The following is a 23,975-nucleotide window of genomic DNA, read 5'->3' on the forward strand; positions in this document are numbered from 1 at the left end:
TGCATTGATTTCAAGGAAAGCAGGTCGGGTGTAATGCCAGGCCTGCTTTTGTTGCGCCTGACCGTTTTTGGGCCGTTTTTAGAAAAACAGGCTCAAAACAGAAATAAGGTCAATTACCTTTTAAAATGATAAATCATTGCCCCTGTTTTAATTAACCTAGGGCGCTTATCTTTATCCTTCATTTAACACACGCACTACCATGTTAGGTATTTTCTTTTTAGAGGCTTTTCTGATTCTGATAATCCTGGGTTACCAGCTGTTTATCTACCGGGCCAATAAAAGAAAGATTGCAGCCGTGGAAGACCTCTTCCCGGAGGAGGGGCAACTGGCTATTCAGGAGCACATGCTGGAGACCGCCAAGTCTTCTGGCCGGAACCCCATGCCGCCTGAGCAAGTGTGGGCACACCTAATCAAAGCTCAGCCCTTTCGGGAATATTCCCCTACCAACCCCGTCTTGAAACGCATTCTAGCCGTGGGCGATGACCAGTTGCAGATTGAGGTAAAAGGTGGCACCGTACCGCTTTACGCCATCAGCAAAGAGCGTTTTCAGCAGTTACTGGCCAAAGGCAACATCTTTCTGGAGGAGGGCGGTTCTGAAGCCTGGGACGAACCAAGGGTGCTGTCTGGGGAGATGATGACCATTGACCTGATTGAGGCCCGTAAACCGTCGCCCACGTTTCAGAAGATCCTGCACAATACCAATGAGTACCTGCGCCTGAACAAAGGAGCCGCCGCCGATTTTGAGATCCTCAAAGACGTGTCTGAGCGGTACGCCGATGCCCAGGACGATGAGGTGCAGTCCACCATTGCCACCCCGCTGTACGTGGGTTTGCTGGGTACCTTTTCGGGGGTGATCATTGGCTTGTCCAGCCTTATCTGGTCTGGGAGCCAGGCCGAGGGTTCTGCCTTTATCACCGATGAGAACATCCCGTCGTTCCTGTTTGGGGTCTTGATTGCCATGACCGGCAGTTTTCTGGGGCTACTGCTGACCTTGATGGGCAACAACGCCCTCAAGAATGCCCGTAGCACCCGCGACCGGCTCAAGAACGAATATTACACCTTCCTGCAAACCCACCTGCTGCCTAAGCTGAACTCAGATATGGCCGCCAGCCTGGGCAACCTCAAATCGGTGCTGGATTCTTTTAACCGCGATTTCCTGGACAAGATCCTGGGCTTTCGGCCAATTGTAGAGACGCTCACCGAAAACATCAGCATTCAGAAAGACTTTATCCAGAAACTGGACCAGATTGGCTTCACGCAGATGGCCAACGCCAATCTGCAGGTCTTTGACAAGATCAAGGAAAGCGAGCGCCTGTTCATGAACTTCCTGCAGTACCAGGAGGCCTTGAATGAATCTGTGCGGCAAGGCGGGGAACTTACGCAAAACATCTCACAGGTGCTGGGTCGGCTTACGTCACTGCAGGAAGGCTTTGACAAGGTGCCAGGCTACCTGCAACAGCATGACGAGAACATTCAACGGCAAATCCATTTCTTTGACCGCCACGAACAGGACCTGGACAGCATCGCGCAGCGCACCGAGCAGTATTTTGACAAAGCCGCCCTTCGGCTTACCGATCTGATGGAAGCCCGCCTGCAGCACCAGGAACGCGATGCCCAGAATGCCTATGAGAAGTGGCAGGAACATTTCAGGCGGCTCAACGAGGATAACATTTACCAGCGCATACTGGACTATATGCGGCCCTTTGAGAACCTGCAACAGCAGCAGGAACGGCTGGGCACCCAACAGCAAGTACTGGCTGGGCAGATCAACCAGACCAATGACCGGCTGCTCCAAAAAATAGAGGAAGACGCGCAGATCCAACAGCAACTGCTCAAGCAACTGGCCACCCTGAACGCTAATCTGGAGAAGAGCATGGAGCCAGGACCTATCAAGGCGGCTATGGGTAAGATTTTCGGGACCAAACGGTAAGCGCCCCAGTACCATGAACAAAGAAAACAGAGATTTCTTCTGGCCCAGTTATGTAGACCTCATGACCGTGCTCTTTTTGGTAATGCTGGTCCTTTTTATCCTGAGCTTTAAAATGTTCCGGGACAAGGCAGCCGAGAACGAGCGGAATATTGCCCAACTGCAGGTAGAAGTACAAGAGAAACGGAAGCTGGACGAGATTAAAGCCGCTCTTTCACGTTTGGAAGGTAAGTACTTTACTTACAATGAGAAGTATAAGCGACATGAGTTATTGGTAGACGTGATTTTCCCCCAGAGTAGCGCCGAGATTCCGGCCCGGGCATTGCAGCCTTTGCGGCAGGCAGGCATTGAGCTGAGCAAGGTGGTGAACTCCATTAAAGACCAGGAAGTAAAGTATCTTATTGTAATAGATGGCCGGGCCGCCAGTTTCCCCAGAGGAGATTCCCGCAACATCACCCAGCGGGAATACGCCTTAGAGCTTAGCTACAAAAGGGCCTTGGCCTTACTACAGTTCTGGCGCAATGCTGGTATCAAATTCCCAAAAAACCGCATTGAGTTGATTGCCTCCGGCAGCGGGTTTGAAGGCGCCGGCCGAACTGGAGATACCCGCGACCGGCGCTTCGTGATTCAAATTCTGCCAAAAGTGGGGGCCCTGGAAACCCGGCGGATTACCAGGTAGAATCCTGGTCTGTTTTTACAAAAAGTAATTTGTTCTTTGTTTCCTTAAATGAGAAAAGCGTTTCGGGCCTGTTTTCTTAAAAACAGGCCCGAAACGCTTTTTGGCTTCTTGCTAAACTTAACTTTGATTCCTTAAAGTGTTGAAGGGTGTTTTACCCAAATTACTGAATCTTAGTTTAGGGCTATTTTAGGGAAAACACCCTTAAAACGCCTCGGCGAAGGAGAAGTAAATGTACATGCCCTGGTTAGAGAAAGCCACGTCGCCGCGCACCACCATGCCTTCATTATTCAGTTTGTAGCGTACGCCGCCACCTCCAGTTAAATGGAAACGGTTAAAGGAAAGGTCATTCGTGCCTGGGGCTACCTGGCCAGCACCGCCAAAAACGGCTCCGCCAAAGCGCCAAAAAAGAGGAAACCGGTAATCGGCCTGGGCCACCAGCGCGTTTTCATCTCTGAACCGGCCTTCCAGCAAGCCCCGCATCACAAACACCCCGCCAATAGGCGACAAGAACTGAAAAGGGGTATTACCGGTGGTAAAGGTGTAAAGTCCCTGCACCGCCAGCACGCCCGGGCCGAAGCCAGACATGTATTTGCGGAGGTCTATCTTGTAACGGGCGAAGTTATTATCGCTGCCCATGAATTTCTGAAAAAATACGGCCGACAATTGGTGGTAACCTCCCTTGGTAGGGGTGAACAAATTGTCGCGGCTATCATAGATCAGGACCGGTCCCAGCCCTGAAGCGATCGTTCCTTCGCTGCCCAGGATACCGTCACTGTCTAATTGCCCTTCTGGAGTCACCTTCGGGATGTCTTCTTTTTTAAATTCATAGCGCCCCCCCAGGTAAACTTTTTGCGTAATTTTCTGCTCATACTGGGCATTGGCGTTAAAGGTGCGGCTGGTGTAATCTTCCTCGGCATCATCTGGCGTGTCATTGCCAATCCCGAAGAAAAAGTACGGGTAATCATTATACTCCAGCAACCCGGAGAAATGCCGGGCATTGTGCTTGCGCCATACATCGGCGGTAAAGGCCGTCAGGATCTGCTTTCTGGTGGTATAGATGAGCGTAGGTGAATAGGAGGTAGGCCTGTCGGTAGGCAAATGACCGGCCTGCTTGCGAACGTGAATTAGTTTCACCCCAAACCCGAACTGTGTCTCAGGTGTGTAATACGCCACCGGGAAAATATTCCATTTCTTGGTAGCGGGCGCCACCGAATCTGTCTGGGTTGGCATCTCTACCTTGAGAGAAGTAGTATCAACCGGTATGACGCGGGCCGTATCTACGGGGATCACCCGCGAGGTATCCTGCGTGATTTGCGCAAAAGAGAATTGGCTGGTCGCCAGGAGGGCTATGCCTACAAGTAGTTTTGTTTTCAAAGAAAGGTTGTTTTCGGTTTGGGACTCTATACGTACTCTGCTGAATTTATATATAATAAATGTAATTTACTATTCAAAATTTGGCTGAGGCAAGCTGTAATGCATTTCTGTTTTCAATCGTTTCGCCTCAGTTCCTAATTTAAAGACGGGTAATTGGACGGATTTTACCTTTTCTGAAAGGTAGCACAGTATTTGCATTGCTCCTTTCTAAGTGATGGATTAGAGTATTTTTGGGCAGGTTGAAAGGGTAGCCTTATAACCTTTCAACCAATTAATAGTTTTAATAGTCTTTTAAAACAAGAATTGAGAAACATGAAAAAAGTAATAGGTCTGTGGTTGGTGCTGGTAGCGCTGTCTTTTACTGGGGGTGGGTTTTCCTCTGCAGTTGTTGCCCAATCAAAACCAGTAAGCCATGCAGCCTTTGACCAGCAGCTTAAGAAATTTGTGTCGTCTAACGGCACGGTCAATTACAAGGCCTGGCGACAGGAGAGGCCAGCGTTGCAGGCTTACCTGAAACTGCTGAGTGAAAATGCCCCAAGTAGCAAATGGACCCAGCAAGAGCAGTTGGCTTACTGGATCAATGCCTACAATGCCTTTACTATTGAGCGTATTTTAATGGACTACCCCGTTAAGAGCATCAAGGACCTTGGCGGGAAAGTCACATTCGTGAATACGGTGTGGGACCAGAAGTTCTTTAAAATTGGCGGCAAGGCGGTAGACCTAAATTACATTGAGCACAGCATCCTCCGGAAGAATTTTGAAGAACCCCGCATTCATTTCGCCATTGTCTGCGCCTCGGTTTCCTGCCCTAAACTCCGGAACGAAGCCTTTACGGCCGCCAACCTGGAGAAACAGCTGGAAAACCAAACCATCCAGTTTATCAATGACCCAACTAAAAACAAGATAACCGCTACCAAAGCCGAATTGTCTGAGATTTTCAACTGGTTCTCCGGGGACTTTAGGAAGAACGGAACGGTCTTACAGTTTGTGAACCGCTACAGCAAGATTAAAGCCAACCCCAAAGCAAAAATCAGTTACAAGGACTATAATTGGGCCTTGAACGGCATCTAGTTTTGCCTGGATTACCAAAAAACGGCCCTAAAACGGCTTAAAGCTTAACCAAAGCCCCGTAACTGCGGGGCTTTGGTTTTTTTTGGGTAATTTTCGGCGATGAACCCTGAAGAATTGGTGGCAGTTACAGCCCAACATGTAGAAAGTTTATTTGCCGGCGAAGGCTCTGGCCATGACTGGTGGCATATCAGAAGGGTCTGGCAAAATGCCCTCCAGATAGGGAAGAAAGAACAAGCTGACCTGATGGTGGTGCAACTGGGCGCCCTCCTCCATGACATTGCCGACTGGAAATTCCACCACGGGGATGAGGAGGCTGGCCCTAAGGCGGCCCAGGAATGGCTCCGGAGCCACAACGCCCCGCAGGAATTGATAAATAAGGTCTGCCAGATTGTACGGGAAGTCACTTTTAAAGGGGCCGGGGTAGATACCACTCCCTCCACCCTGGAAGGCAAGGTAGTGCAGGACGCTGACCGCTTGGATGCCATTGGCGCCATCGGTATTGGTCGGGCGTTTGCCTACGGCGGCCATAAGGGAAGGGAAATGTACCATCCAAACCAAGCTCCGCAACTGCATGCCTCCTTTGAGGAATACAAGAAAAACCAGGCCCCTACGTTAAACCATTTTTATGAGAAGCTTTTCCTGCTCAAAGACCGCATCAACACAGTCGCCGGTCAAGAGATGGCGCAGGAACGGCACCAGTACATGCAGCAGTTTGTGCAGCAATTCTTACAGGAATGGCACGGGCCCGAGGAGGCACCTGCTGCCTTTCACTTGGAAACAAACCACCCGCAGGCGGGGGTAAAGACCGCTTGATTTTACCTAACATGAGTACTCCCCTAACAGCGTCTTTGCTTGGTCTGGCCCTTACAGCGGCAGTTTGCTCCTCCGGACTGGCTCAGCAACGTGATTACCAAAGCTATGATCAGCTTACGGCCCGCCTGAAGCATTTGACCAATAAGTACAGCAAGTTAAGCTCGCTCACCACCATTGGGAAAACCGCCACGGGCAAGGAAGTGTGGCTACTGACCCTGGGCAGGGACAATGCGGTCAACAAACCGGCCATAGTTATTGCGGCAGGGGTCGAAGGGACCCAGTTGGCCACCACAGAGCTTTCCATGCAGATGACTGAGCAGATGCTGGAGGCCGCCATGATCCAGGACTCGGTGCGGGAATTGTTGCAGAAAAAGACCTTTTACATATTCCCCAACCTTACCCCAGACGCCTCAGAACAATACCATGAAGCATTGCGGTGGGAAAGGGCAGCCAATGCTCAACCCACCGATGACGACCGGGATGGCCGCATGTTTGAAGATGCCTTTGAAGACCTGAACAAAGACGGCCAGATCACCATGATGCGGGTAAAATCCCCGAATGGGCTTTACCGTCCATCCTTGGAAGATCCTCGCGTGATGGTAAAAGCGGATACCACCAAAGGTGAAAAGGGAGGCTACCTGCTGCTCACCGAAGGCAATGACAATGACAAAGATGGTAAGTGGAATGAAGATGCCGAAGGGGGCGTGGTTTTTAACAGGAACTTCTCCTATGATTTCCCCTATTTCCAGGTAGGCGCGGGCGAACACCCCATTTCTGAGCGCGAGACCAAGGCCTTTGCCGATTTCATGTTTGAGGCGAAGAACGTATATGCCGTCTTTGTCTTCGGGCCGGCCAACACCTTGTCGTTTTCCACCCCTTTAAGCGCCGCCAAAACGGCCGCTGAAAACCTTACCGGTCCCTTGCCCAAAGAGGCGTCGCTCCAGGAAAAAGTTTCAGGCCTCTACAACCAAACCACCCAACTGCAAAATCCGCCCAGGGTAGCGCCTAGCCCAGGAGATGTGGTGCAGTGGGCGTATTTTCATTATGGCCGGTTTAGTTACAGCACGCCCGGCTGGTGGGTGCCCAAGGTAGCGGCCTCCTTAGATTCTGCTGGCGCTGAAGCCTCTTTTTCCTCAGAAGAAAACCAGGAAGACCTTAATTTTTTACGGTGGGCCAGGGCCAATGATATTCCCGGGGTTTTTGTGAATTGGCAGCCTATGGCGCACCCAGATTTCCCAGGCGAATTGGTAGAAGTAGGAGGGCTGGCGCCTTACGTGAAGCAAACGCCTCCTTTGCGGTTTTTGGCCCCGGTGGCTGAAAAGCATTTCCAGTTTTTCTCGGCGTATGCCAAATGGATGCCTACACTTAAAATTGAGAAAGTGCAGACGGAGAAAGTGGCCGGCGGACATACCCGCATCACGGCCACTGTTTCAAATGTTGGAGCTCTTCCCACCCATTCAGAGATAGGAGACCAGTCTAAGTGGGTACAGAAAATAAGGGCATCTTTGAAGTTACAGGAAGGCCATACGCTCATCTCCGGTAACCTGGTGCAGCCTACCCATGCGCTGGCCCCTGGGCAAAAGGCGCAGTTTAGCTGGGTAGTAGAAGGCAAAGGCTACATAACCCTTACCGTAGGAAGTCCGGCTGTAGGGCAACAAACCAAAGAGGTTTACTTATACTAAAGCAAACCCATGAACAGAAATTTCCTTTTTGCTTCATTGTTGCTTTTAGGTCTCCAGGTGCCTGGGGTTCCGGAGGCGACTGCGCAAGCGAAACTTCCCTTAATTTATACTTCCGGCACTATGAAGGCCCCCAAAGTGGCAGTGGACTTGAAACAGCGCCTTGACTACGCGAGCCTAACAGCCATCTGCCAACAATTGGCAAAGGCCTACCCAGGTCTGGTGAAGGTAGAAACCATTGGTGATTCCTATGAAGGCCGCCGTATCTGGGCCATGACCATTTCTGATTTCAGGACTGGCGACCCAGACAGAAAACCAGCCTATTACCTGGACGGAAACATTGCTTTACAAGATGAGCAGGCCTCTGAGATGGCCTTGTATACAGCCTGGTACCTGCTGGAGAACTTCAAAGAAAACCCTTTCATACAGGAGCTTCTGCTGCAGAAAACCTTCTATATTCTGCCCGCCGTGTATCCAGATGCCTGGGAGAAATCCTTTTCTGTTGAGGCCTCCGGCAAACCGGCAAAAAGTAGCTTAGGGCTGTACGATGATGACGGAGACGGCTTGGTGGACGAGGACCAGCCCCAGGACCTGAACCAGGATGGCTTCATCACCTACATGCGCCGCAAATCTGCCAACGGCAAGTATGTGGCAGACCCAAAGAACCCACTCAAACTTGTCCGGGTTAAACCGGGGCAGAAAGGGGAGTTTGAGTTATTGGGCTTAGAAGGCCTGGACAATGACGGAGACGGAAAAGTAAACGAAGACCCGGCTGGTTACCAGGATTCCAACAGCGATTGGGCCTGGAACTGGCAACCAGATTATGTGCAACGTAGCGCCTCCCGGTTTCCGTTTGCCTTACCAGAGAACCGTATCCTGAAAGATTTCATCTTAAAGCACCCCAACATTGCCGGGGCTCAGAATTACTGTAATACGCTTTTAACACCCACTAACCACACCGTTCCGGTGGCAGGCAGTGTCTACCAGCAGGAAGAAAACCAGGTAAAGCAGGATCTAGAGAAAATAGCCGAAACGCTGTTGCCAGGATTTACTTACACCTCCTCGGGCCTTGACTGGTACAACGCCTACGGGGGGCAATTGGAATGGCTGCGGGCAGCACGGGGCATCTTCACGTTCAGAAATGAATTGATGTCCCAGAACCTTAAATTCAACCAGGAATTTGCCTCCGTTTCCAACCAGGACCCTGAGCAGAAAGCTTTGGTGACCCATCCGCTTTTCCAGGATGCCTTTGTAGAATGGACTCCCTTTAACCATCCCACGTACGGGGCCATTGAGATTGGCGGCTATAAGAAAGGCTATAGCTATGGTAGTTCAGGCATTCAGTTGGAAGAAGACGCCCATCGCAACCTTGTGTCTACCTTGTTTCAGGCGTACCATACGCCCCAGATTGAGATAAAAGACGTACTAACCCAAACCTTACCTAACGGTTTAACAGAGGTATCTGCCACGGTGGTGAATACCCGGCTTATCCCCACGCATTCTACCCATGATTTACTGAATAAGATTGAGCGCCCAGATTACATTACCTTAAAAGATTCTACGGTTGTAGCCGGGAGCTTTCAGATAGTAGGAAAGGCGACCTCGTTTCATGAACAGACTTATATCCCAGCCAAACTGGAAGTGCCAACTATCCCCGGAAGAGGTGCCGTAAAAGTGAGATGGGTGGTGAAGGGCATAAAGCCAAACCTGGAGATTGAGGTAGACAGTCGCAAAGGCGGAGTTGTCTGCCAGCGTTTCTAGACCGTTTTTCAGAAATAAGGGCAAAACCAGCGGTCGCATTAAATTGCTACTTTGTCCCGCTGCAAATCTGGTCTTTTACCGGTATTTAATTCGGGACTGCCGTAAAAAAGCTATCCTGTTTTAAGGCTGTTTTCACAAAAACGGCCTTAAAACAGGATAGCTTTTTATTTGTATTTCCTTCTTCAAGGAGAAAGGATTTATAAAGATTGGTAATAGGTAACCACCTTCACTAAATCGGTTTCAGAAGACATGGCCAATTTCTGGCTGGCTATGTAGGATTTCAGTTTTTCAGATTGGTTAGGCAGGGCCTCTACAATAGATTTCTTGTTGAGTTTCACCTTCTGCATAGACCCATTGGCCACCACATAATACTGGATATCTTCCACTATCTCATCATAGGTCTGGCCAGAGCTGTAGGGCCCCTTAAAGTTGGCGTCGATCTTTTTCTTGCCAATTCTTTTCACCAAGGCCACCTTACCGTCGGTGCTTTCCTGCAGTACGGCAAAGAAGGTTTCGCGCAGGTTAGGGTCTACGGTCTGGGCCTCTTTAAAGCGTTTAAAGACCAGGGGTTGGCCGGTAGTAGGCATTTCCAGCGAAAAAGAAATAACCGGGGTGGTGCTAAACTGAAGCGTGTCTTTAGACGCCGGTAACACCGCCTGTAAAGCATTGGAAAAAGCATCATATTTCAACCGTACGCCCTTGTACACTTCAGACTTGCCGGCGTTTCCGCTTTTGATTTCCACGGTCCCGTCCACAAACAAATCCAAAAAGTACGGACTCCCTTTCACACCCTGGTAGCGGTTGTCAAAAATCTGCACGTTGGCATCTGATCCTTTGGAGCTCAGGGTCTGCAAGTTCATCTGGGCCGCCAATCCCTGCGGAGCACTGGCTGTTTGCGCATAGGCCGCAGTAGCGCAGGTGAAACCCAGCGCAAGAAGGAAAACTGACTTAGAAGGAAATAAAGGCATAGGGTAGGTATACTATTTTATTGAATTAAGCTTTACTAATGTAGGGTTATTTAATGATTCCTCAAAACATAAGGGGTTGAGGCCAGAAATAGTTTATTTTGCAGAATTAATGAGAAGAAATCCACGCCATGGTACACAGATTTAGTAAACGTATAGTTCCGGTTGTCGCCATTTTGTTGGGAAGCCTGGCCTTTTCCTGCCGTCCATCTTGTCCCATTCCGTCATGCCAAACCCGCATGGTACACCGGCACGGGGAAGGGGAATACAGAGGCAGTCCCTGGTATAAAAAACAAAACCCCAGGATAGGCGAAAACCTGGACAAACCCTCCAAAGAAATGAAGCAGCAAATGCAAGGAAAGAGTAGCCCGAAGAAGCGCAAAAATTAGCATTTCACTATCTTTATTTGTAAATTGCAAGCTTACAAAAAGTACAAATTTTAAGCTCTATTGAAGTAAAATGGCAGAAAACGAGCGGATAATTCCCATAAACATAGAAGACGAGATGCGCGGTGCGTACATTGACTATTCAATGTCCGTAATTATTTCCCGCGCCCTTCCAGATGTGCGTGACGGCCTTAAGCCTGTGCACCGCCGCGTGTTGTATGGAATGTCTGAATTGGGAGTATCCTATAACAAAGCATACAAAAAATCGGCCAGAATTGTAGGGGAGGTACTGGGTAAGTATCACCCGCACGGTGACTCCTCTGTGTACGACACCATGGTACGTATGGCCCAGCCTTGGTCCCTGCGTTACCCCTTGGTAGACGGCCAGGGTAACTTCGGTTCTATTGACGGTGACTCCCCGGCCGCAATGCGTTACACAGAGGCCCGCCTGAAGCGGATTGCCGATGAGTTGCTGGCTGATCTGGAGAAGAACACGGTGGACTTTGTCCCTAACTTTGACGACTCTCTTAAAGAACCCAGCGTATTCCCGGCCAAGTTTCCTAACCTGCTGGTAAACGGTACCTCTGGTATTGCGGTAGGTATGGCCACTAACATGGCGCCCCACAACCTTACAGAGGTTGTGAACGGCACTATTGCTTACATTGATGATCCCGAGATCAGCATCGCTGATCTAATGAAATACATTACGGCGCCAGATTTCCCTACCGGAGGTATCATTTACGGATACGATGGGGTAAAGAACGCCTTTGAAACCGGCCGTGGCCGAGTAATTGTGCGGGCCCGCGCCGTGATTGAAACCACCAAGACCGGTAAAGACCAGATCATTGTCACGGAGATTCCTTACATGGTGAACAAAGCCGCCATGATTGAAAAAACCGCCGGCCTGATCAATGAGAAAAAGATTGAAGGCATCTCTGACCTGAGAGATGAGTCTGACCGCGACGGTCTGCGCATTGTCTATGACCTGAAGCGCGACGCCGTGGCAAACGTGGTATTGAACAACCTGTTCAAGTACACCGCGCTGCAATCCTCCTTCGGGGTGAACAACGTGGCCCTGGTAGGCGGCCGCCCAATGACCCTTAACCTCAAGGACCTGATTAAACACTTTGTGGTGCACCGCCATGAGGTAGTGATCCGGAGAACCCAGTACGAGCTGGAAGAGGCACGCAAACGCGCCCACATCCTGGAAGGCTTACTCATTGCCCTGGACAACCTTGACGAAGTGATCAATCTGATCAGGGCCTCCAGAGACCCGGAGATTGCCCGTACTGGTTTAATTGAACGGTTCCAGTTATCAGACATTCAGGCTCGTGCTATTCTGGAGATGCGTCTTCAGCGTTTGACCGGTCTGGAGCGTGACAAGATCCAGAAAGAGTACGATGAGCTGATGAAGCTGATTGATTACCTGACTGAGGTTCTCGCCGACGAAGGCCTGCGCATGAACATCATTAAGCAGGAACTGATTGACATCAGGGAACGCTACGGTGATGAGCGCCGCACGGCCATTGAAATGGTGTCCAGTGACATCTCCCTGGAAGACATGATCCCAGATGAGAACATGGTGATCACTATTTCACATGAAGGCTATGTAAAGCGTACTGCGCTCACTGAGTACAGAAGCCAAAGCCGTGGGGGCGTAGGTTCCCGCGGGGCGGCTGCCGGTAAGCAGGATGACTTTACAGAACACTTGTTTATTGCCAGCACCCACAACTACCTACTCATCTTCACCGAGTCTGGCCGTGTGTTCTGGCTGAAGGTGTACGAGGTACCAGAAGGAGGCAAGACCACCAAAGGCCGTGCCATCCAGAACCTGATCAACATTGAGAAGGATGACAAGGTACGGGCCGTGATCAATGTGCATGGCTTAAAGAACCCAGATTATGTAATCAACAACTATCTGGTCTTCTGCACTGAGCAAGGCACTATCAAGAAAACTCCGCTGGAAGCGTATTCCAGACCAAGAGCCACAGGTATTCAGGCCATCACTATCAATGAGGGTGACCGTTTGCTGGATGTGCAACTGACCAATGGGGCCAATGATATCATCATTGCCCTGAAGTCTGGCAGAGCCGTTAGGTTCCCAGAGGAGAAAGTGCGCACCATGGGCCGTACTGCGGCCGGGGTACGCGGTATCACCTTAGCCGGACCAGACGACAAAGTAGTTGGTATGGTTTGTGTACACAACCCTGACACCAACTTATTGGTAGTATCTGAGAAAGGCTTCGGGAAACGTTCATTACTGGAGGAATACCGGATTACCAACCGGGGCGGTAAAGGCGTGAAAACCCTGAACGTAACCGAGAAAACCGGTCACCTGGTTGCCATCATGGGCGTGATTGATACAGATGACCTCATGATCATTAACAAGTCTGGCATAAGCATTCGCTTGCGCGTGGCAGATCTGCGGGTGATTGGACGGGTATCACAAGGGGTAAGGCTTTTGAGGCTAAACGAAGGCGACGAGATTTCTTCTGTGGCTAAGATTGAAGTGGAAGATAAGGCGGAAGTCATCTTAAACGAATCTGAGCTGCCACTTGATGAAACCTTGAACCCGGAAGACCTGATTGATCCTGAGACTGCCACTGATTTAACTGGCCCGGAAACCATAAGTGAGAACTAAGCTTCGGCTTGGTTCTTAAATTTTTAATTACACAAAACAACTATCCACAAACGTAAAGAAAGCAATGAAAAAGTTTCTTTTGACTGCAGTAGCGGCAATTTCCATGCAAGTGGCCTTCGCCCAGACTTCTGCTATTACCAATGCCATTATGTACCAACAGAAAGGTACACTAGATAAGGCCAAATCTGAGATTGACAAAGCGGTGGTGAACGAGAAAACGGCCAACAACGCTAAAGCCTGGTATTACAAAGGCGTCATCTACATGGACATGGCCAATCACCCCGTCTATGGCAAACTGATGGACCAGACGGAAGCGACCAAACAGGCGTTTGAGGCCTTCTCTAAAGTGCCGGCCCTGGAGGCCAATGCCAAGAAAAAGGAGTTCACCGAGGAATCCAACAAGCGCAAGGAGATCCTGACGAACAACATGTATGCCCTAGCCTTGAACGCAGGGGTGGAGCAATACAATGCCAAGAAGTTCGCGGAGGCCCAGAAGTCTTACATGGAGGCCATCAACTATAAGCCAGAAGATACTACGGCTTATATCTACGCCGCTTATGCCGCTGCCGGAAACCAGGATTATCCTGCCGCTAAAAAACTGTACAACCAATTAGTAGACAAAAACCTGGCCTCTGCCTCAGTTTACAGCCAATTGCTGTACATCTCTGCTAACGTGGAGAAGAACGACAAGGAGACCATGGCTATTCTGGAAAAGGCCCGTGCCAAATACCCCAATAACCGTGACTTCATGCTGCAGGAACTGGATTTGTTCATCAAGTCGGGCAGAGAGCAGGAAAGCCTTGCCAAACTGGATGCCGCCATTGCCGCTGACCCTAAGAACGCCAACCTGTACACCGTTAAAGGAAACTTACTGGAGCGCACTAAAAAGCCAGAAGATGCCTTAACCGCCTACAAAAAAGCTGCTGAGTTAGACCCTACTAACTTTGATGCCCAGTACAACCTGGGAGTTTACTATTTCAACAAAGGCGCTAACCTGAACAACAAAGCCAACAAGATGAGCCTGGCCGAGTACCAGAAAAGCGGGAAAGCCGTACAGGCCGAAGCCAAGAAATTCTTTGTTCAAGCGTTGCCTTACTTTGAGGCCGCCCACAAGGCCCAGCCAAAAGACCGCACCACGGTTCAGTCTCTCCTGAAAGTGTACACCGCTTTAGACAGACCAGCTGACGCCAAGAGAATGGATGCCATTCTGCAGACCTTATAGTTAACCGCTGAATTATTTTTAAAAAAAGGGCCTCCTGTGAGGCCCTTTTTTTATGTCCTTACTTTTCCTTTGGGAAAAAGGACTTTCTGTCTTTCCTGTTTTTGGCCTGTTTTCTTAAGAACAGGCCAAAAACAGGAAAGTAGGATACCACGCTTTTTAAATAAAACTGTAGTTTTAGCCAGTTAAGAAATTAAGTCTATGACAAAGATGAAACGAATAGCCGTGATTGCCCATGATGGCATGAAAGCCGAAATGGTGGCTTTTGTAAAAGACCATTCTGCCTTGTTCAGTAACTCAAAATTGTTTGCCACCGGCACCACGGGACAGTATGTACAGCAGGCCGGCCTTACAGTGAAGAAACTTCTGTCTGGCCCCAAAGGTGGTGATGCCCAGATTGCCAGCATGGTGGCCGAAGGAAAACTGGACGCCGTTATTTTCTTTAGAGATGCCCTAGGCAAACATCCCCATGAACCAGACGTGCAAATGCTGCTTCGCCTCTGTGACCTGCATAACGTAGCCCTGGCCACCAACCCATCCACCGCCAAACTGCTGGTGCTTGGGTTAGAAGCCCAAATGGCCAATGAGTAGCATTTATTAGGATTGATTGCCCTGCAATAGCTTTAAAGAACTTTGTCTCACTTAACGGGTATATAAAGGGATGTAAACCTTTAAAAAATAAACCCATGGTAAGACTGAGGCTGATGATGTGTTTAGGGCTCCTTTTTCTGGGTGTTGCTTGCCAATCGGTGCGGGTAGTGAAACAGGAAGCGGCTGAACAGTTTTCCCTAGCTTCCTATAAGACCTTTGACTTTTACCCTGAAGATAACGGTGCCAAAGATACCCTGAGCCAGGAGAGTATCCTGGATATGAAGATCCTGAAAAAAGAGGTGGAACAGCACTTGACTGCCCGAGGTTTGGTAAAAAGTCCGCAGGAACCAGACGTTTGGGTGAACCTGGGGATGGTGATAGTAGAGAAAGACCAAACCCGGGAAACTATCTTCGGCCGTGATGCGCCCTATTACCTGGGCCAGCGCCGCTACTCCTGGAAAAGCCAGGAAGTAAAGGTAGGCCAGTACAAAGAAGGCACCATTTCCCTGCACCTGGTAGACCGGCGGAACAATGAATTAGGATGGCAAGGGGAAGCCGAGACCGTTATCCCGAAGAAGCCGGCCTCCTCCGAGGAAAGAATTAAGGAAGGAGTGGCCGCTTTATTTAAGAGAATAAAGTAGTTCTTTTTTGGGCCTGTTTTCATTAAAACAGGCCCAAAACAGAAACAAGTCTTTAGGAAAAAGATTCTGTATCTCCTTCATAGCTTCATTTTCCATGAGCCTTCCATCAAGCATTATGCAAGCTTATCCGGCGAGGGAAACCCCGATCCATTTCCCTATGAAAAAGGTGATGGCGGCCGCTGCCAGCCCAAACAGCACCTGCCGGGCACCGGAATACCAGACACTTTTGCCCGTAAACAGCGTAATGGCCGCTCCAATAATAAACAACCCCAGCGTACTGAAGACCAGGCTCTGGATAATGGCGCTGTTACCAGAAGTATAGAAAAAAGGTATTACCGGCAGCACCGCGCCAACCGCAAATAGCAGGAAAGAGGCAATGGCGGCTTCCCAGGCCGAGCCTTCCAATTCATCTCTGTTGATACCTAGTTCCTCTTTCACCAGAATATCATGCGCCCGCTTGGGGTCAGACATGGCGGTGGCAGCCATCTGGTGGGCCTGCTCCTCAGGTAATCCCTTGGCAATATAGATGAGGGCCAACTCGCGCAGTTCCCCTTCGGGGTTGGTTTCTATCTCCAGCATTTCCAGGGCCATTTGCCGTTCATATAGCTCCTGCGAGCTTTTTACGGATATCCATTCGCCCAAGGCCATGGACAAGGCCCCGGCCAGAAGCCCCGCCAAACCCGCCAGCAAGACGCCGCTGCCGCCGTTGGTGGCACCGGCTACGCCCATCACCAGGCTCATGTTGGACACCAGCCCATCATTGGCACCTAATACGGCCGCCCGTAAAGCGTTTCCGCCAATGCTCCGATGCTTGCCTTCTATGCGGGAAATGTGCTCGCCCGTCACCTTGCTTTTATTGTTTAGCAGGGTTTGTAGGATCCTGACGTGGTTGACTTCATCGCCGGAAGGCGCAATATTGCTTTTCTCTTTTAGCGAAAGTTGCGCCACGGCTATGCTTTTCTCGGTGTCCATGAGCACGCCAATCACGTAGCCGTACCCCAGGATTTTACCAAGCCGGTCCAGCACCCGGGCCCGCCAGGAGGGGGGCGGCAAAGAAATATCATGCCCGTCTTGCTTCAGCCTTTGCTGCATCTTTTCGGCGTGTTCCTGCTCAATTTCCCCTAATTCCTGAAACAAACGGGCAATGGCCGGCACTTCCTCGGCAGCCGCAATGCGCCCGTACAGGTAGGAAGCGTCTACTTCGGTTTGCAGGCTGTCTGTGTATTTTCTGGCGGGTACTGGATTCATAACAGGAGTTTTAAATTGCGAATAAAAGCTATTCTTCCTCTTTGTTCTTTAGTTTCATGAGCAGGGAATAGGCGCCCTTGGTGACATAGGTCTGGCTTTCGGGGTTAAGGCCCGGGGAGGGAAGGCCCGGGGAGGGAAGCAAGGCCGTGAATCCGTGCTCTGAGTTCCCGGTCTGAGCCTCCACCATCTCAAAGACGCCAGTGTCACGGACGGTAAACACAAACTGCTTGTTACCGAAGCGCACAATGGCATCTTCTGGCAAGGTGTAGGCTTCATGGCTTTGTAATTCTATTTCGGCGGTCATAAACATGCCAGGCACCAGGGAAGGGTCATCCTTCTCCAGATGGCAGTGCACTTCAATGGCCCGGTCCTGGGCCACGTCTTTGCCAATGTAGATGATTTTGGCAGGGTGCTTCTTCTCCGGCTGACTGGTCTGGTAGGCCATTACCTGTTGCCCTATCTGCAGCTTACCTAAATCTTTTTCGAAGACCGTCAGCATCAGGTGTAGGTCTTTGGGATTGACCAATTCAAAGAGAATATCAGAGGGGACCACATATTTCCCCTGGTTCACGTTTACCTTGGTCACGTACCCGTCAATGGGGGAATACAGCCTGAGCCGGCGGGAGAGGTTTTGCTCTGTCAGGCGGCTGGGGTTTAAACCCACCATGCGTAGTTTTTCTGCCAGGGCCTGCTGCAACACCCGCTGGCTTTTATACTCCGAAACGGTTTGCTGGTAAACTTTGTCGCTGGTGGCTTTGCTTTGGTTAAGGTCGCGCTGGCGGGCGTATTCTTTTTCCAGGTAATACAGGCGGGCCTTGGCGGTGAGGTAATCCTGCTGCAGTTGTATGTAGGCCTGGTCTTCCAGTTCGGCCATGAGCTGCCCTTTTTTAAGGTGCATACCGGGTAAAAGGGTCGTTTTCTTGATATATCCGCCCAGCGGCACACTCACGGAGACAAGGCTTTGGGGCGGCGCCTCCATGACCCCATTTACCTGCAGGGCCGTGCCAATGGTTTTAAGCTGCGCCTTTCCTGTCTTTACGTTGCCATTGCGTAATTGCGCGGGCGTGAGCTGCACCAGATTGGTCACCTGCTCTTTCTCTGCTTCTGCCGTACTGGGTTCTGACGCAGGCTCAGAGCTGCAGCCCAGCAGCAGCCCGCCTAGAACAGAGATTAAGAAATAGACGGTTCTTTTCATGGGCTTATCTTCTGCCGGTTAGGGCTTTAATGTCTAAAGTAATCTGGTTGTAACTTCTCACCGCCTCGAGGTAATTGGTTTGGATAGTGATGGCCTGGTTAGTGAGCAACACCCATTCCAGGTAATCAATCTCCCCGTTCCTGAACAGGTCATTGGCAGAGGAGATAATGGTGGCAGCATTCGGCAAAGCCGATTTCTCAAAATAAGTCAGCGCCTCTTCGGCTAACAGAAACTGCTCCCGTGCCTTCTTGAGTTGGGCCTCCAGGGCAAAGGTGACCGCCACTACGGAGTTCTCAGCGATCTGCTCCTGGATTCTGGCGGCCTGGATTCTGGATTTCTGCGCCCAGGAAAATAGAGGCAGCCCAACTCCTACCTGAACCGAGGAGAACCGGTCTGCTGAACTGTAATTCTTTTCCACTCCGTCTACGGTCTGGTTTCCCTTTATGCTTTGGTTATTGTACCCGGCCAGAAGGTCGGGGAGGAGCCTGTTTTTTTCGGCCCTGGTTCTGGCTTTGCTAACTTCCTGTTGTTGCTGCAGCAGTTTCAGGTAGGGGTGCTGCCTGACGGAAAGTGAATCACGCACCGGGGGAAAAGCAATCTTCAGAGGGTGGACCGCTGGCACAAACACGGTATCTGTCTGTAGAAGATCCTGAAACTGCTGCTGCAGGCTGACCATCTCTTGCTGTACTTGTTTTACGTGCAAACTCACTTGTCCGTGCTGTGTTTGGGCGGTGTTTTTCTCTAGGATGTTGCTGGCCCCTTTGGCAAACCGAAGCTCGGCGTTGCGCAGAAAAGAGGCATACAAACTGTCGGTTCGTAGAAGTAGTCGCTGTTTTTCCCGGGAGTATAGCATCTCATAAAAGACCTTAGTTACCTGCCATTCCAATTCATAGGCCGTTACCTCACTTTGGGCATTGCCCTGCTGCCATTCCTGTTTAAGAAGGTTTTTCTGTGTAGTGTACACTGCCGGCAACTTCATGCTTTGGGTGATTCCAAAACGGGTGTCTTTGTAAGCGCTGTTGATCTGGCCATATTCGCCGTTGACCGTGGTGGAAGGAAGGTCCCAGGCGGTACCCTGTAGTTTCTGCAAAGAAGAGGCGTGCAGCCGGTCGTTCTGCAACCGCAGGTTTTGCTGCAGTGCCTTGGCCACCGCGTTGTCCAGGGTTATAGGTTGTTGCGCAGCCGCTACCGCGGGTAAAAGAAAGGCAAGTAGTAAAAGTACAAGGGCGGGAGCAGGAGTAGAGCCTGTCTCTTCCTGGCCTGGGTGCTCATCATGGTAGACGGCTTTCTCAAACAGAATATACAGGGAGGGTAACACGAAGAGTGTAAGAAGCGTAGCCACCACCAACCCGCCAATCACCACAGTGGCCAAAGGGCGTTGCACCTCGGCCCCGGCGCCCGCGCTAAGCGCCATAGGCAGGAACCCGAGAGAAGCCACGCTGGCCGTCATCAAAACTGGGCGAAGGCGGGAGTGCGTGCCTTCCAGCACGATTTCCTGGAGCGTCATGGGTTTGCCCGCTTTTTTGCGCAGGCGGTTGAACTCTGCTATCATGACAATGCCGTTTAGAACCGCTACCCCAAACAAAGCGATAAAACCTACCCCCGCTGAAATACTGAAGGGCATATCCCTGAGCCATAGGCCAAATACTCCACCAATAGCAGACAGGGGAATGGCCGAAAAGATAAGCAGCCCGTACCGGAAAGACCTGAACGCGAAATACAAGAGAAGGAAAATAAGCGCCAGCGAGACCGGGACCGCCACGGACAGCCGTTTGCGGGCCGCCTCCAGATTCTCAAAAGCGCCGCCGTACACCACGTAATAGGCAGGAGGGAGGTTTAATTGCTGCTGTACCTTTTGCTGCAATTCCGCTACCAGGCTCTGCACATCGCGGTCCCGTACGTTAAACCCTACCATTATGCGCCGTTTGGCGTCTTCCCGCTGAATCTGGTAAGGGCCTTCCTCCAGCTTGACCTCAGCTACCAGGTACAGCGGAATCTGCTGGCCGTCTTGCGTGGGGACCAGAAGGTTCTGCACGTCGTTTATGTTTTGGCGCAGTTCCCCCTGCAGGCGCACCACCAGGTCAAACCTTCTTTCGCCCTCAAACACCAGCCCCGTACTTACCCCTGCAAAGGCGGTGTTCACGGCCTGGTTGATGTTTGAAATGGTGGCTCCGTGCTGGGCAATGGCGGCGTGGTTGTACTTGATCACTATCTGGGGCATACCGGTGACAGTCTCCACGTACATGTCTTTGGCGCCTTGCACCGTAGCCGCTATCTGTCCCAGCCGCTGGGCATAATGAGCTAAGGTGTCCAAGTCTTCACCGTAGATTTTACACACCACATCCTGGCGAGCACCGGTCATCAATTCATTGAAACGCATTTGCACCGGGTACTGGAAACCAGCTGTGATGCCTGGCACCTCCTGCATGGCCTCGCCCATTTTCTCCGCTAATTCATTAAAGGAAGAAGCAGAGGACCATTCTTTTTTGGGTTTCAGGATGACCATCATATCACTGGCCTCAATAGGCATGGGGTCGGTGGGGATCTCGCCGGAGCCTATTTTGGTAACTATTTTCTCTACTTCCGGGAAACGGTCCAGCAATATACCAGAGGCTTGCTGCGTGGCTTTAATGGTGGTGTTAAGGTTACTGCCGGTCAGTACCCGGGTATCTACCGCGAAGTCGCCTTCCTCCAGCGCCGGGATAAACTCCCCGCCCAAGGACATGAGCACCCAAACGGCCCCGGCAAAAAGAAGAAAAGCACTGGCCACCACCGTTTTGGGATAGTTGATGACGCGGCGCAGGTGTTTTTGGTAGAAGTTTTCCAGGCGGGCCATCATCCGGTCAGAGAAGGTAGGGGTATGCGTGATTTTCTTACTTAAAAACACCGCGCTCATCATTGGCACATAGGTAATGGACAGGAGGGCGGCACCTACCAGGGCAAAGGATACCGTTTGGGCCATGGGTCTGAACATTTTACCTTCAATGCCCTGCAGCGTAAGAATAGGCAGGTACACTATGAGAATAATGATCTGCCCGAAGATGGCGCTGTTCATCATGCGGCTGGCAGCTTTCTGCACCGTGTCGTCCATGTTTTGCTGGGACAGGTGGATGGTGGTGGCAAAGCGCTTGTTATAGGCAAACGTGTGCAGCACGGCCTCTACTATAATGACGGCCCCGTCCACAATCAGCCCGAAATCCAGGGCGCCCAGGCTCATCAGGTTGCCACTGACGCCAAACGTGTTCATCATTGTGATGGCAAACAGCATGGAGAGCGGGATCACTGAGGCCACCAGTAAGCCCGCCCGAAAGTTGCCCAGGAACAAAACCAGAACGAACACTACAATTAGCGCCCCTTCCAGCAGGTTGCGCTCTACGGTGCTTATGGCGTTATTCACCATCTTGGTCCGGTCCAGGAACGCTTCAATCACCACGCCTTCGGGCAACGACTTTTTGATTTGTTCAATGCGCGTTTTAACTTCCTTGATGACCTGGTTGCTGTTGGCACCCTTTAGCATCATGACCACGGCGCCCGCAACCTCGCCTTTGTCATTGTAGGTCATGGCCCCAAAGCGGGTGGCATGCCCATAGGTTACTTCGGCCACGTCACGCACCAGCAGGGGAGAGCCGTTGGAGGTTTGGCCCAGGGCAATATTTTCAATATCTTCCAGAGAACCCACCAAACCTTCGCTCCTGATAAAAAGTACGGCGTCTCCTTTGTCTATGTAAGAGCCCCCGGTATTTTGGTTGTTTTGCTCCAGCGCAGTAAATACATCGGCAATGGATAATCCATAGGATTTAAGCCGGAGCGGGTTCACCTCAATCTGGTACTGCTTCAGGAAACCCCCAAAGCTGCTGACATCTGCCACGCCTGGCACGCCCAGCAACTGCCTCCGGACAATCCAATCCTGGATGGTGCGCAGTTCCATGGCGCCATACTGGTTTTCATACCCTGGTTTGGGGCGGACCACATACTGGTAGATTTCGCCCAGGCCAGTGGTCACGGGGCCCAGTTCCGGCTGCCCCACGCCTTGCGGAATTTGCGAAGCGACCGTCTGCAACCGTTCGGCTACCTGCTGCCGGGCCCAGTATACATCAACCCCGTCTCCAAAAACGATGGTAACCAGGGAGAGCCCGAAACGCGAAAAACTCCTTATCTCCTTAATTCCGGGAATGTTGCTGTTGGCCTGTTCCACCGGAAAGGTGACCAGCCGTTCAATGTCCGGGGCACCCAGCGAAGGAGCCACGGTGATGACCTGCACCTGGTTGTTGGTAATGTCTGGGACGGCGTCAATGGGCAGGAGGGTCACGTTATAAGAGCCTACCACTACCAATACAATCACCATCAGGCCAATGATGAGCTTATTTTGGATAGAGAAGGAAATGATCTTGTTTAGCATGACCCTTTTCTTGCCTTTTGGGTCCTGATACCTGGACCAAGCTGGAACGGATAGTTAATAAAGGGGCATTTAATGCTCCTTTTACTTAAACAATTCTAATCTTTAATACGAATAAAACCAGTAAATACCCATGTATAATGCTAGAAATGCAAAGGGATTTTCCCCTACGTTGAACCGGGGACGTCAAAAAATAAATCGTCTAAATAAGCCGTCATGGAGGTACCTAAAGGAAAAATAATAGCCATAGGAGGGAACGAAGACAAAGGAACTGTTCCTGCCCCAACCGAGGTGCAAGCGCAACACCAGTTAAGGTTCTTTGACTATGGAATCTTGAAGCGTATCCATGACGAACTCCATGGGCTAGGCTCCCGCATAGAAGTGGTCACCACCGCCTCGTTAATTCCGGAAGAGATAGGAAAGGTGTACCAAGAGGCTTTTCTCCGTTTAGGGTGCGACAACGTGGGGGTGCTCCACATAAAATCTATACAAGAAGCAAATGACCCCCAAAACCTGCACAGGTTTTCCGCTGCGCATGGCGTTATGTTTACTGGCGGCGATCAAAGCAGAATCACAACGGCCTTTAATGGCTCAGAAGCCCTGAAAGTCCTTAAGAAAAGGTATGCGCAGGAGGAAAAGTTTTTGATATCGGGGACCAGTGCGGGCGCCATGGCCCTGTCTCAGGTCATGATCAAAGGGTCCTGGGAACAAAATGCCCTGGTTAAAGGGATGGTGACGTTAGATAAAGGGATGGGTTTGTTAAACGAGATTGTAGTAGACACACACTTTGTAAACCGCCGCCGCATTCCGCGCCTAATAGAAGCCATTGCCAGTAATCCGTTACACCTGGGCATTGGCCTGGGGGAAGACACCGGAATTCTGGTGACAGAGAACCAATATATTGAAACCATAGGTTCTGGCCTGGTCATAGTCATTGACGGCCGACAACTGGAGGAAAACAACTATGGCGGGGTGAAGGAAGGGGAAGCCCTGTGCCTGGAACATCTGGTCATGCACGTACTACCCAAAGGAAGACGCTATAATATGGCCACCGGGGAGTTCATGTAAGCCTGTCAAGCCCTGGTAGAGGCATTTCCCACAGGAATTTTGCTGAATGCAGGATAGGGACTTTCTAGTGGTTATTCTGGAAAGCGAAAACCAAAAGTAGCAAGAAACCTGTTACCGCCAGTAGACCGTGGCCAACTGCCAGAAGTTTTGGGAATGGGTTTACCCGTCAGGTCACGGAAATTTTTTTAGTATGATAGATAAAAAAAGATGGATAAAAGGCACAGTTGTGAGAGCAGCAAATAGATGAGAACAATAGTGGTCTCCAATTAAGGCTGCAGCAAAAAGGATACTATTTGTAAGCCTTATAATTTCTACATACTT

General features: G+C 50.7%; 16 protein-coding genes. 11 read left to right on the plus strand and 5 right to left on the minus strand.

Annotated elements, in window-relative coordinates; all coding sequences use genetic code 11:
- The first annotated feature begins 199 nt into the window (after positions 1–199).
- Both TH63_RS07650 and TH63_RS07655 read left to right on the plus strand, forming a co-directional pair.
- Positions 200–1,930 (plus strand): BAR domain-containing protein, encoded by a 1,731-nt coding sequence (locus TH63_RS07650; RefSeq protein ID WP_048920431.1) that lies wholly within the window; start codon positions 200–202, stop codon positions 1,928–1,930.
- Positions 1,931–1,943: 13 nt separating this feature from the next.
- Positions 1,944–2,606, plus strand: a complete 663-nt coding sequence (locus tag TH63_RS07655; RefSeq protein ID WP_048920432.1) for an OmpA family protein — start codon at positions 1,944–1,946, stop codon at positions 2,604–2,606.
- Positions 2,607–2,807: 201 nt separating this feature from the next.
- Here TH63_RS07655 and TH63_RS07660 read toward each other — a convergent pair whose 3' ends face one another.
- Positions 2,808–3,980 carry a BamA/TamA family outer membrane protein gene (locus tag TH63_RS07660; RefSeq protein WP_048920433.1) on the minus strand — a complete coding sequence of 391 codons (1,173 nt, stop codon included), beginning with the start codon at positions 3,978–3,980 and terminating at the stop codon, positions 2,808–2,810.
- 312 nt (positions 3,981–4,292) lie between these two features.
- Between TH63_RS07660 and TH63_RS07665 the strand changes: the two genes are divergently transcribed.
- The 4 genes from TH63_RS07665 (at position 4,293) to TH63_RS07680 (ending at position 9,304) form a co-directional block, all read left to right on the plus strand.
- Complete coding sequence (locus TH63_RS07665) at positions 4,293–5,051, plus strand: DUF547 domain-containing protein (RefSeq protein WP_048920434.1); 759 nt, start codon at positions 4,293–4,295, stop codon at positions 5,049–5,051.
- 117 nt (positions 5,052–5,168) lie between these two features.
- Positions 5,169–5,864, plus strand: a complete 696-nt coding sequence (locus TH63_RS07670; protein ID WP_231583566.1) for an HD domain-containing protein — start codon at positions 5,169–5,171, stop codon at positions 5,862–5,864.
- 11 nt (positions 5,865–5,875) lie between these two features.
- On the plus strand, positions 5,876–7,546 hold the full coding sequence (locus TH63_RS07675; protein WP_076606437.1) for a M14 family metallopeptidase: 1,671 nt from the start codon (positions 5,876–5,878) through the stop codon (positions 7,544–7,546).
- Between the two features lie 9 nt (positions 7,547–7,555).
- Entirely contained in the window at positions 7,556–9,304 is a 1,749-nt protein-coding gene (locus TH63_RS07680; RefSeq protein ID WP_076606438.1) for a M14 family metallopeptidase, read from the plus strand.
- A 197-nt stretch (positions 9,305–9,501) separates the two neighbouring features.
- Here the strand turns inward: TH63_RS07680 and TH63_RS07685 are convergent, their stop codons facing one another.
- Positions 9,502–10,272 (minus strand): hypothetical protein, encoded by a 771-nt coding sequence (locus TH63_RS07685; RefSeq protein WP_048920438.1) that lies wholly within the window; start codon positions 10,270–10,272, stop codon positions 9,502–9,504.
- Between the two features lie 456 nt (positions 10,273–10,728).
- Here TH63_RS07685 and gyrA point away from each other — a divergent pair, with 456 nt between their 5' ends.
- From gyrA to TH63_RS07705, 4 genes are all read left to right on the plus strand, one after another.
- Positions 10,729–13,296: a DNA gyrase subunit A gene (gene gyrA, locus TH63_RS07690; protein WP_048920439.1), complete on the plus strand. Its 2,568-nt coding sequence runs from the start codon at positions 10,729–10,731 to the stop codon at positions 13,294–13,296.
- A gap of 64 nt (positions 13,297–13,360) precedes the next feature.
- Complete coding sequence (locus TH63_RS07695; protein WP_076606439.1) at positions 13,361–14,518, plus strand: tetratricopeptide repeat protein; 1,158 nt, start codon at positions 13,361–13,363, stop codon at positions 14,516–14,518.
- 207 nt (positions 14,519–14,725) lie between these two features.
- Complete coding sequence (locus TH63_RS07700; RefSeq protein ID WP_048920441.1) at positions 14,726–15,106, plus strand: methylglyoxal synthase; 381 nt, start codon at positions 14,726–14,728, stop codon at positions 15,104–15,106.
- Between the two features lie 95 nt (positions 15,107–15,201).
- Positions 15,202–15,747 carry a DUF4136 domain-containing protein gene (locus TH63_RS07705; protein ID WP_076606440.1) on the plus strand — a complete coding sequence of 182 codons (546 nt, stop codon included), beginning with the start codon at positions 15,202–15,204 and terminating at the stop codon, positions 15,745–15,747.
- A 123-nt stretch (positions 15,748–15,870) separates the two neighbouring features.
- On the opposite strand, the gene TH63_RS07710 is transcribed toward TH63_RS07705, so the two are convergent.
- Genes TH63_RS07710 through TH63_RS07720 form a run of 3 tightly spaced genes read right to left on the minus strand, consistent with a single transcriptional unit; the run spans position 15,871 to position 22,589 of the window.
- Entirely contained in the window at positions 15,871–16,995 is a 1,125-nt protein-coding gene (locus TH63_RS07710; protein ID WP_048920443.1) for a VIT1/CCC1 transporter family protein, read from the minus strand.
- Positions 16,996–17,023: 28 nt separating this feature from the next.
- Positions 17,024–18,190 (minus strand): efflux RND transporter periplasmic adaptor subunit, encoded by a 1,167-nt coding sequence (locus TH63_RS07715; RefSeq protein WP_048920444.1) that lies wholly within the window; start codon positions 18,188–18,190, stop codon positions 17,024–17,026.
- 4 nt (positions 18,191–18,194) lie between these two features.
- Entirely contained in the window at positions 18,195–22,589 is a 4,395-nt protein-coding gene (locus tag TH63_RS07720) for a CusA/CzcA family heavy metal efflux RND transporter (protein WP_048920445.1), read from the minus strand.
- Between the two features lie 213 nt (positions 22,590–22,802).
- On the opposite strand from TH63_RS07720, the gene TH63_RS07725 reads away from it, so the two are divergent.
- Entirely contained in the window at positions 22,803–23,654 is an 852-nt protein-coding gene (locus TH63_RS07725) for a cyanophycinase (protein WP_048920446.1), read from the plus strand.
- Positions 23,655–23,975 lie beyond the last annotated feature (321 nt).

It is taken from the genome of Rufibacter radiotolerans, assembly GCF_001078055.1.
Classification (GTDB): Bacteria; Bacteroidota; Bacteroidia; order Cytophagales; family Hymenobacteraceae; genus Nibribacter; species Nibribacter radiotolerans.

What these genes read in the sequence shown, in the direction of transcription:
- TH63_RS07650 (WP_048920431.1), top strand. Translation starts at nt 200, where the DNA reads ATGTTAGGTATTTTCTTTTTAGAGGCTTTTCTGATTCTGATAATCCTG.
- TH63_RS07655 (WP_048920432.1), top strand. Translation starts at nt 1,944, where the DNA reads ATGAACAAAGAAAACAGAGATTTCTTCTGGCCCAGTTATGTAGACCTC.
- TH63_RS07665 (WP_048920434.1), top strand. Translation starts at nt 4,293, where the DNA reads ATGAAAAAAGTAATAGGTCTGTGGTTGGTGCTGGTAGCGCTGTCTTTT.
- TH63_RS07675 (WP_076606437.1), top strand. Translation starts at nt 5,876, where the DNA reads ATGAGTACTCCCCTAACAGCGTCTTTGCTTGGTCTGGCCCTTACAGCG.
- TH63_RS07680 (WP_076606438.1), top strand. Translation starts at nt 7,556, where the DNA reads ATGAACAGAAATTTCCTTTTTGCTTCATTGTTGCTTTTAGGTCTCCAG.
- TH63_RS07685 (WP_048920438.1), bottom strand. Translation starts at nt 10,272, where the DNA reads ATGCCTTTATTTCCTTCTAAGTCAGTTTTCCTTCTTGCGCTGGGTTTC.
- gyrA (WP_048920439.1), top strand. Translation starts at nt 10,729, where the DNA reads ATGGCAGAAAACGAGCGGATAATTCCCATAAACATAGAAGACGAGATG.
- TH63_RS07695 (WP_076606439.1), top strand. Translation starts at nt 13,361, where the DNA reads ATGAAAAAGTTTCTTTTGACTGCAGTAGCGGCAATTTCCATGCAAGTG.
- TH63_RS07700 (WP_048920441.1), top strand. Translation starts at nt 14,726, where the DNA reads ATGAAACGAATAGCCGTGATTGCCCATGATGGCATGAAAGCCGAAATG.
- TH63_RS07705 (WP_076606440.1), top strand. Translation starts at nt 15,202, where the DNA reads ATGGTAAGACTGAGGCTGATGATGTGTTTAGGGCTCCTTTTTCTGGGT.
- TH63_RS07710 (WP_048920443.1), bottom strand. Translation starts at nt 16,995, where the DNA reads ATGAATCCAGTACCCGCCAGAAAATACACAGACAGCCTGCAAACCGAA.
- TH63_RS07715 (WP_048920444.1), bottom strand. Translation starts at nt 18,190, where the DNA reads ATGAAAAGAACCGTCTATTTCTTAATCTCTGTTCTAGGCGGGCTGCTG.
- TH63_RS07720 (WP_048920445.1), bottom strand. Translation starts at nt 22,589, where the DNA reads ATGCTAAACAAGATCATTTCCTTCTCTATCCAAAATAAGCTCATCATT.
- TH63_RS07725 (WP_048920446.1), top strand. Translation starts at nt 22,803, where the DNA reads ATGGAGGTACCTAAAGGAAAAATAATAGCCATAGGAGGGAACGAAGAC.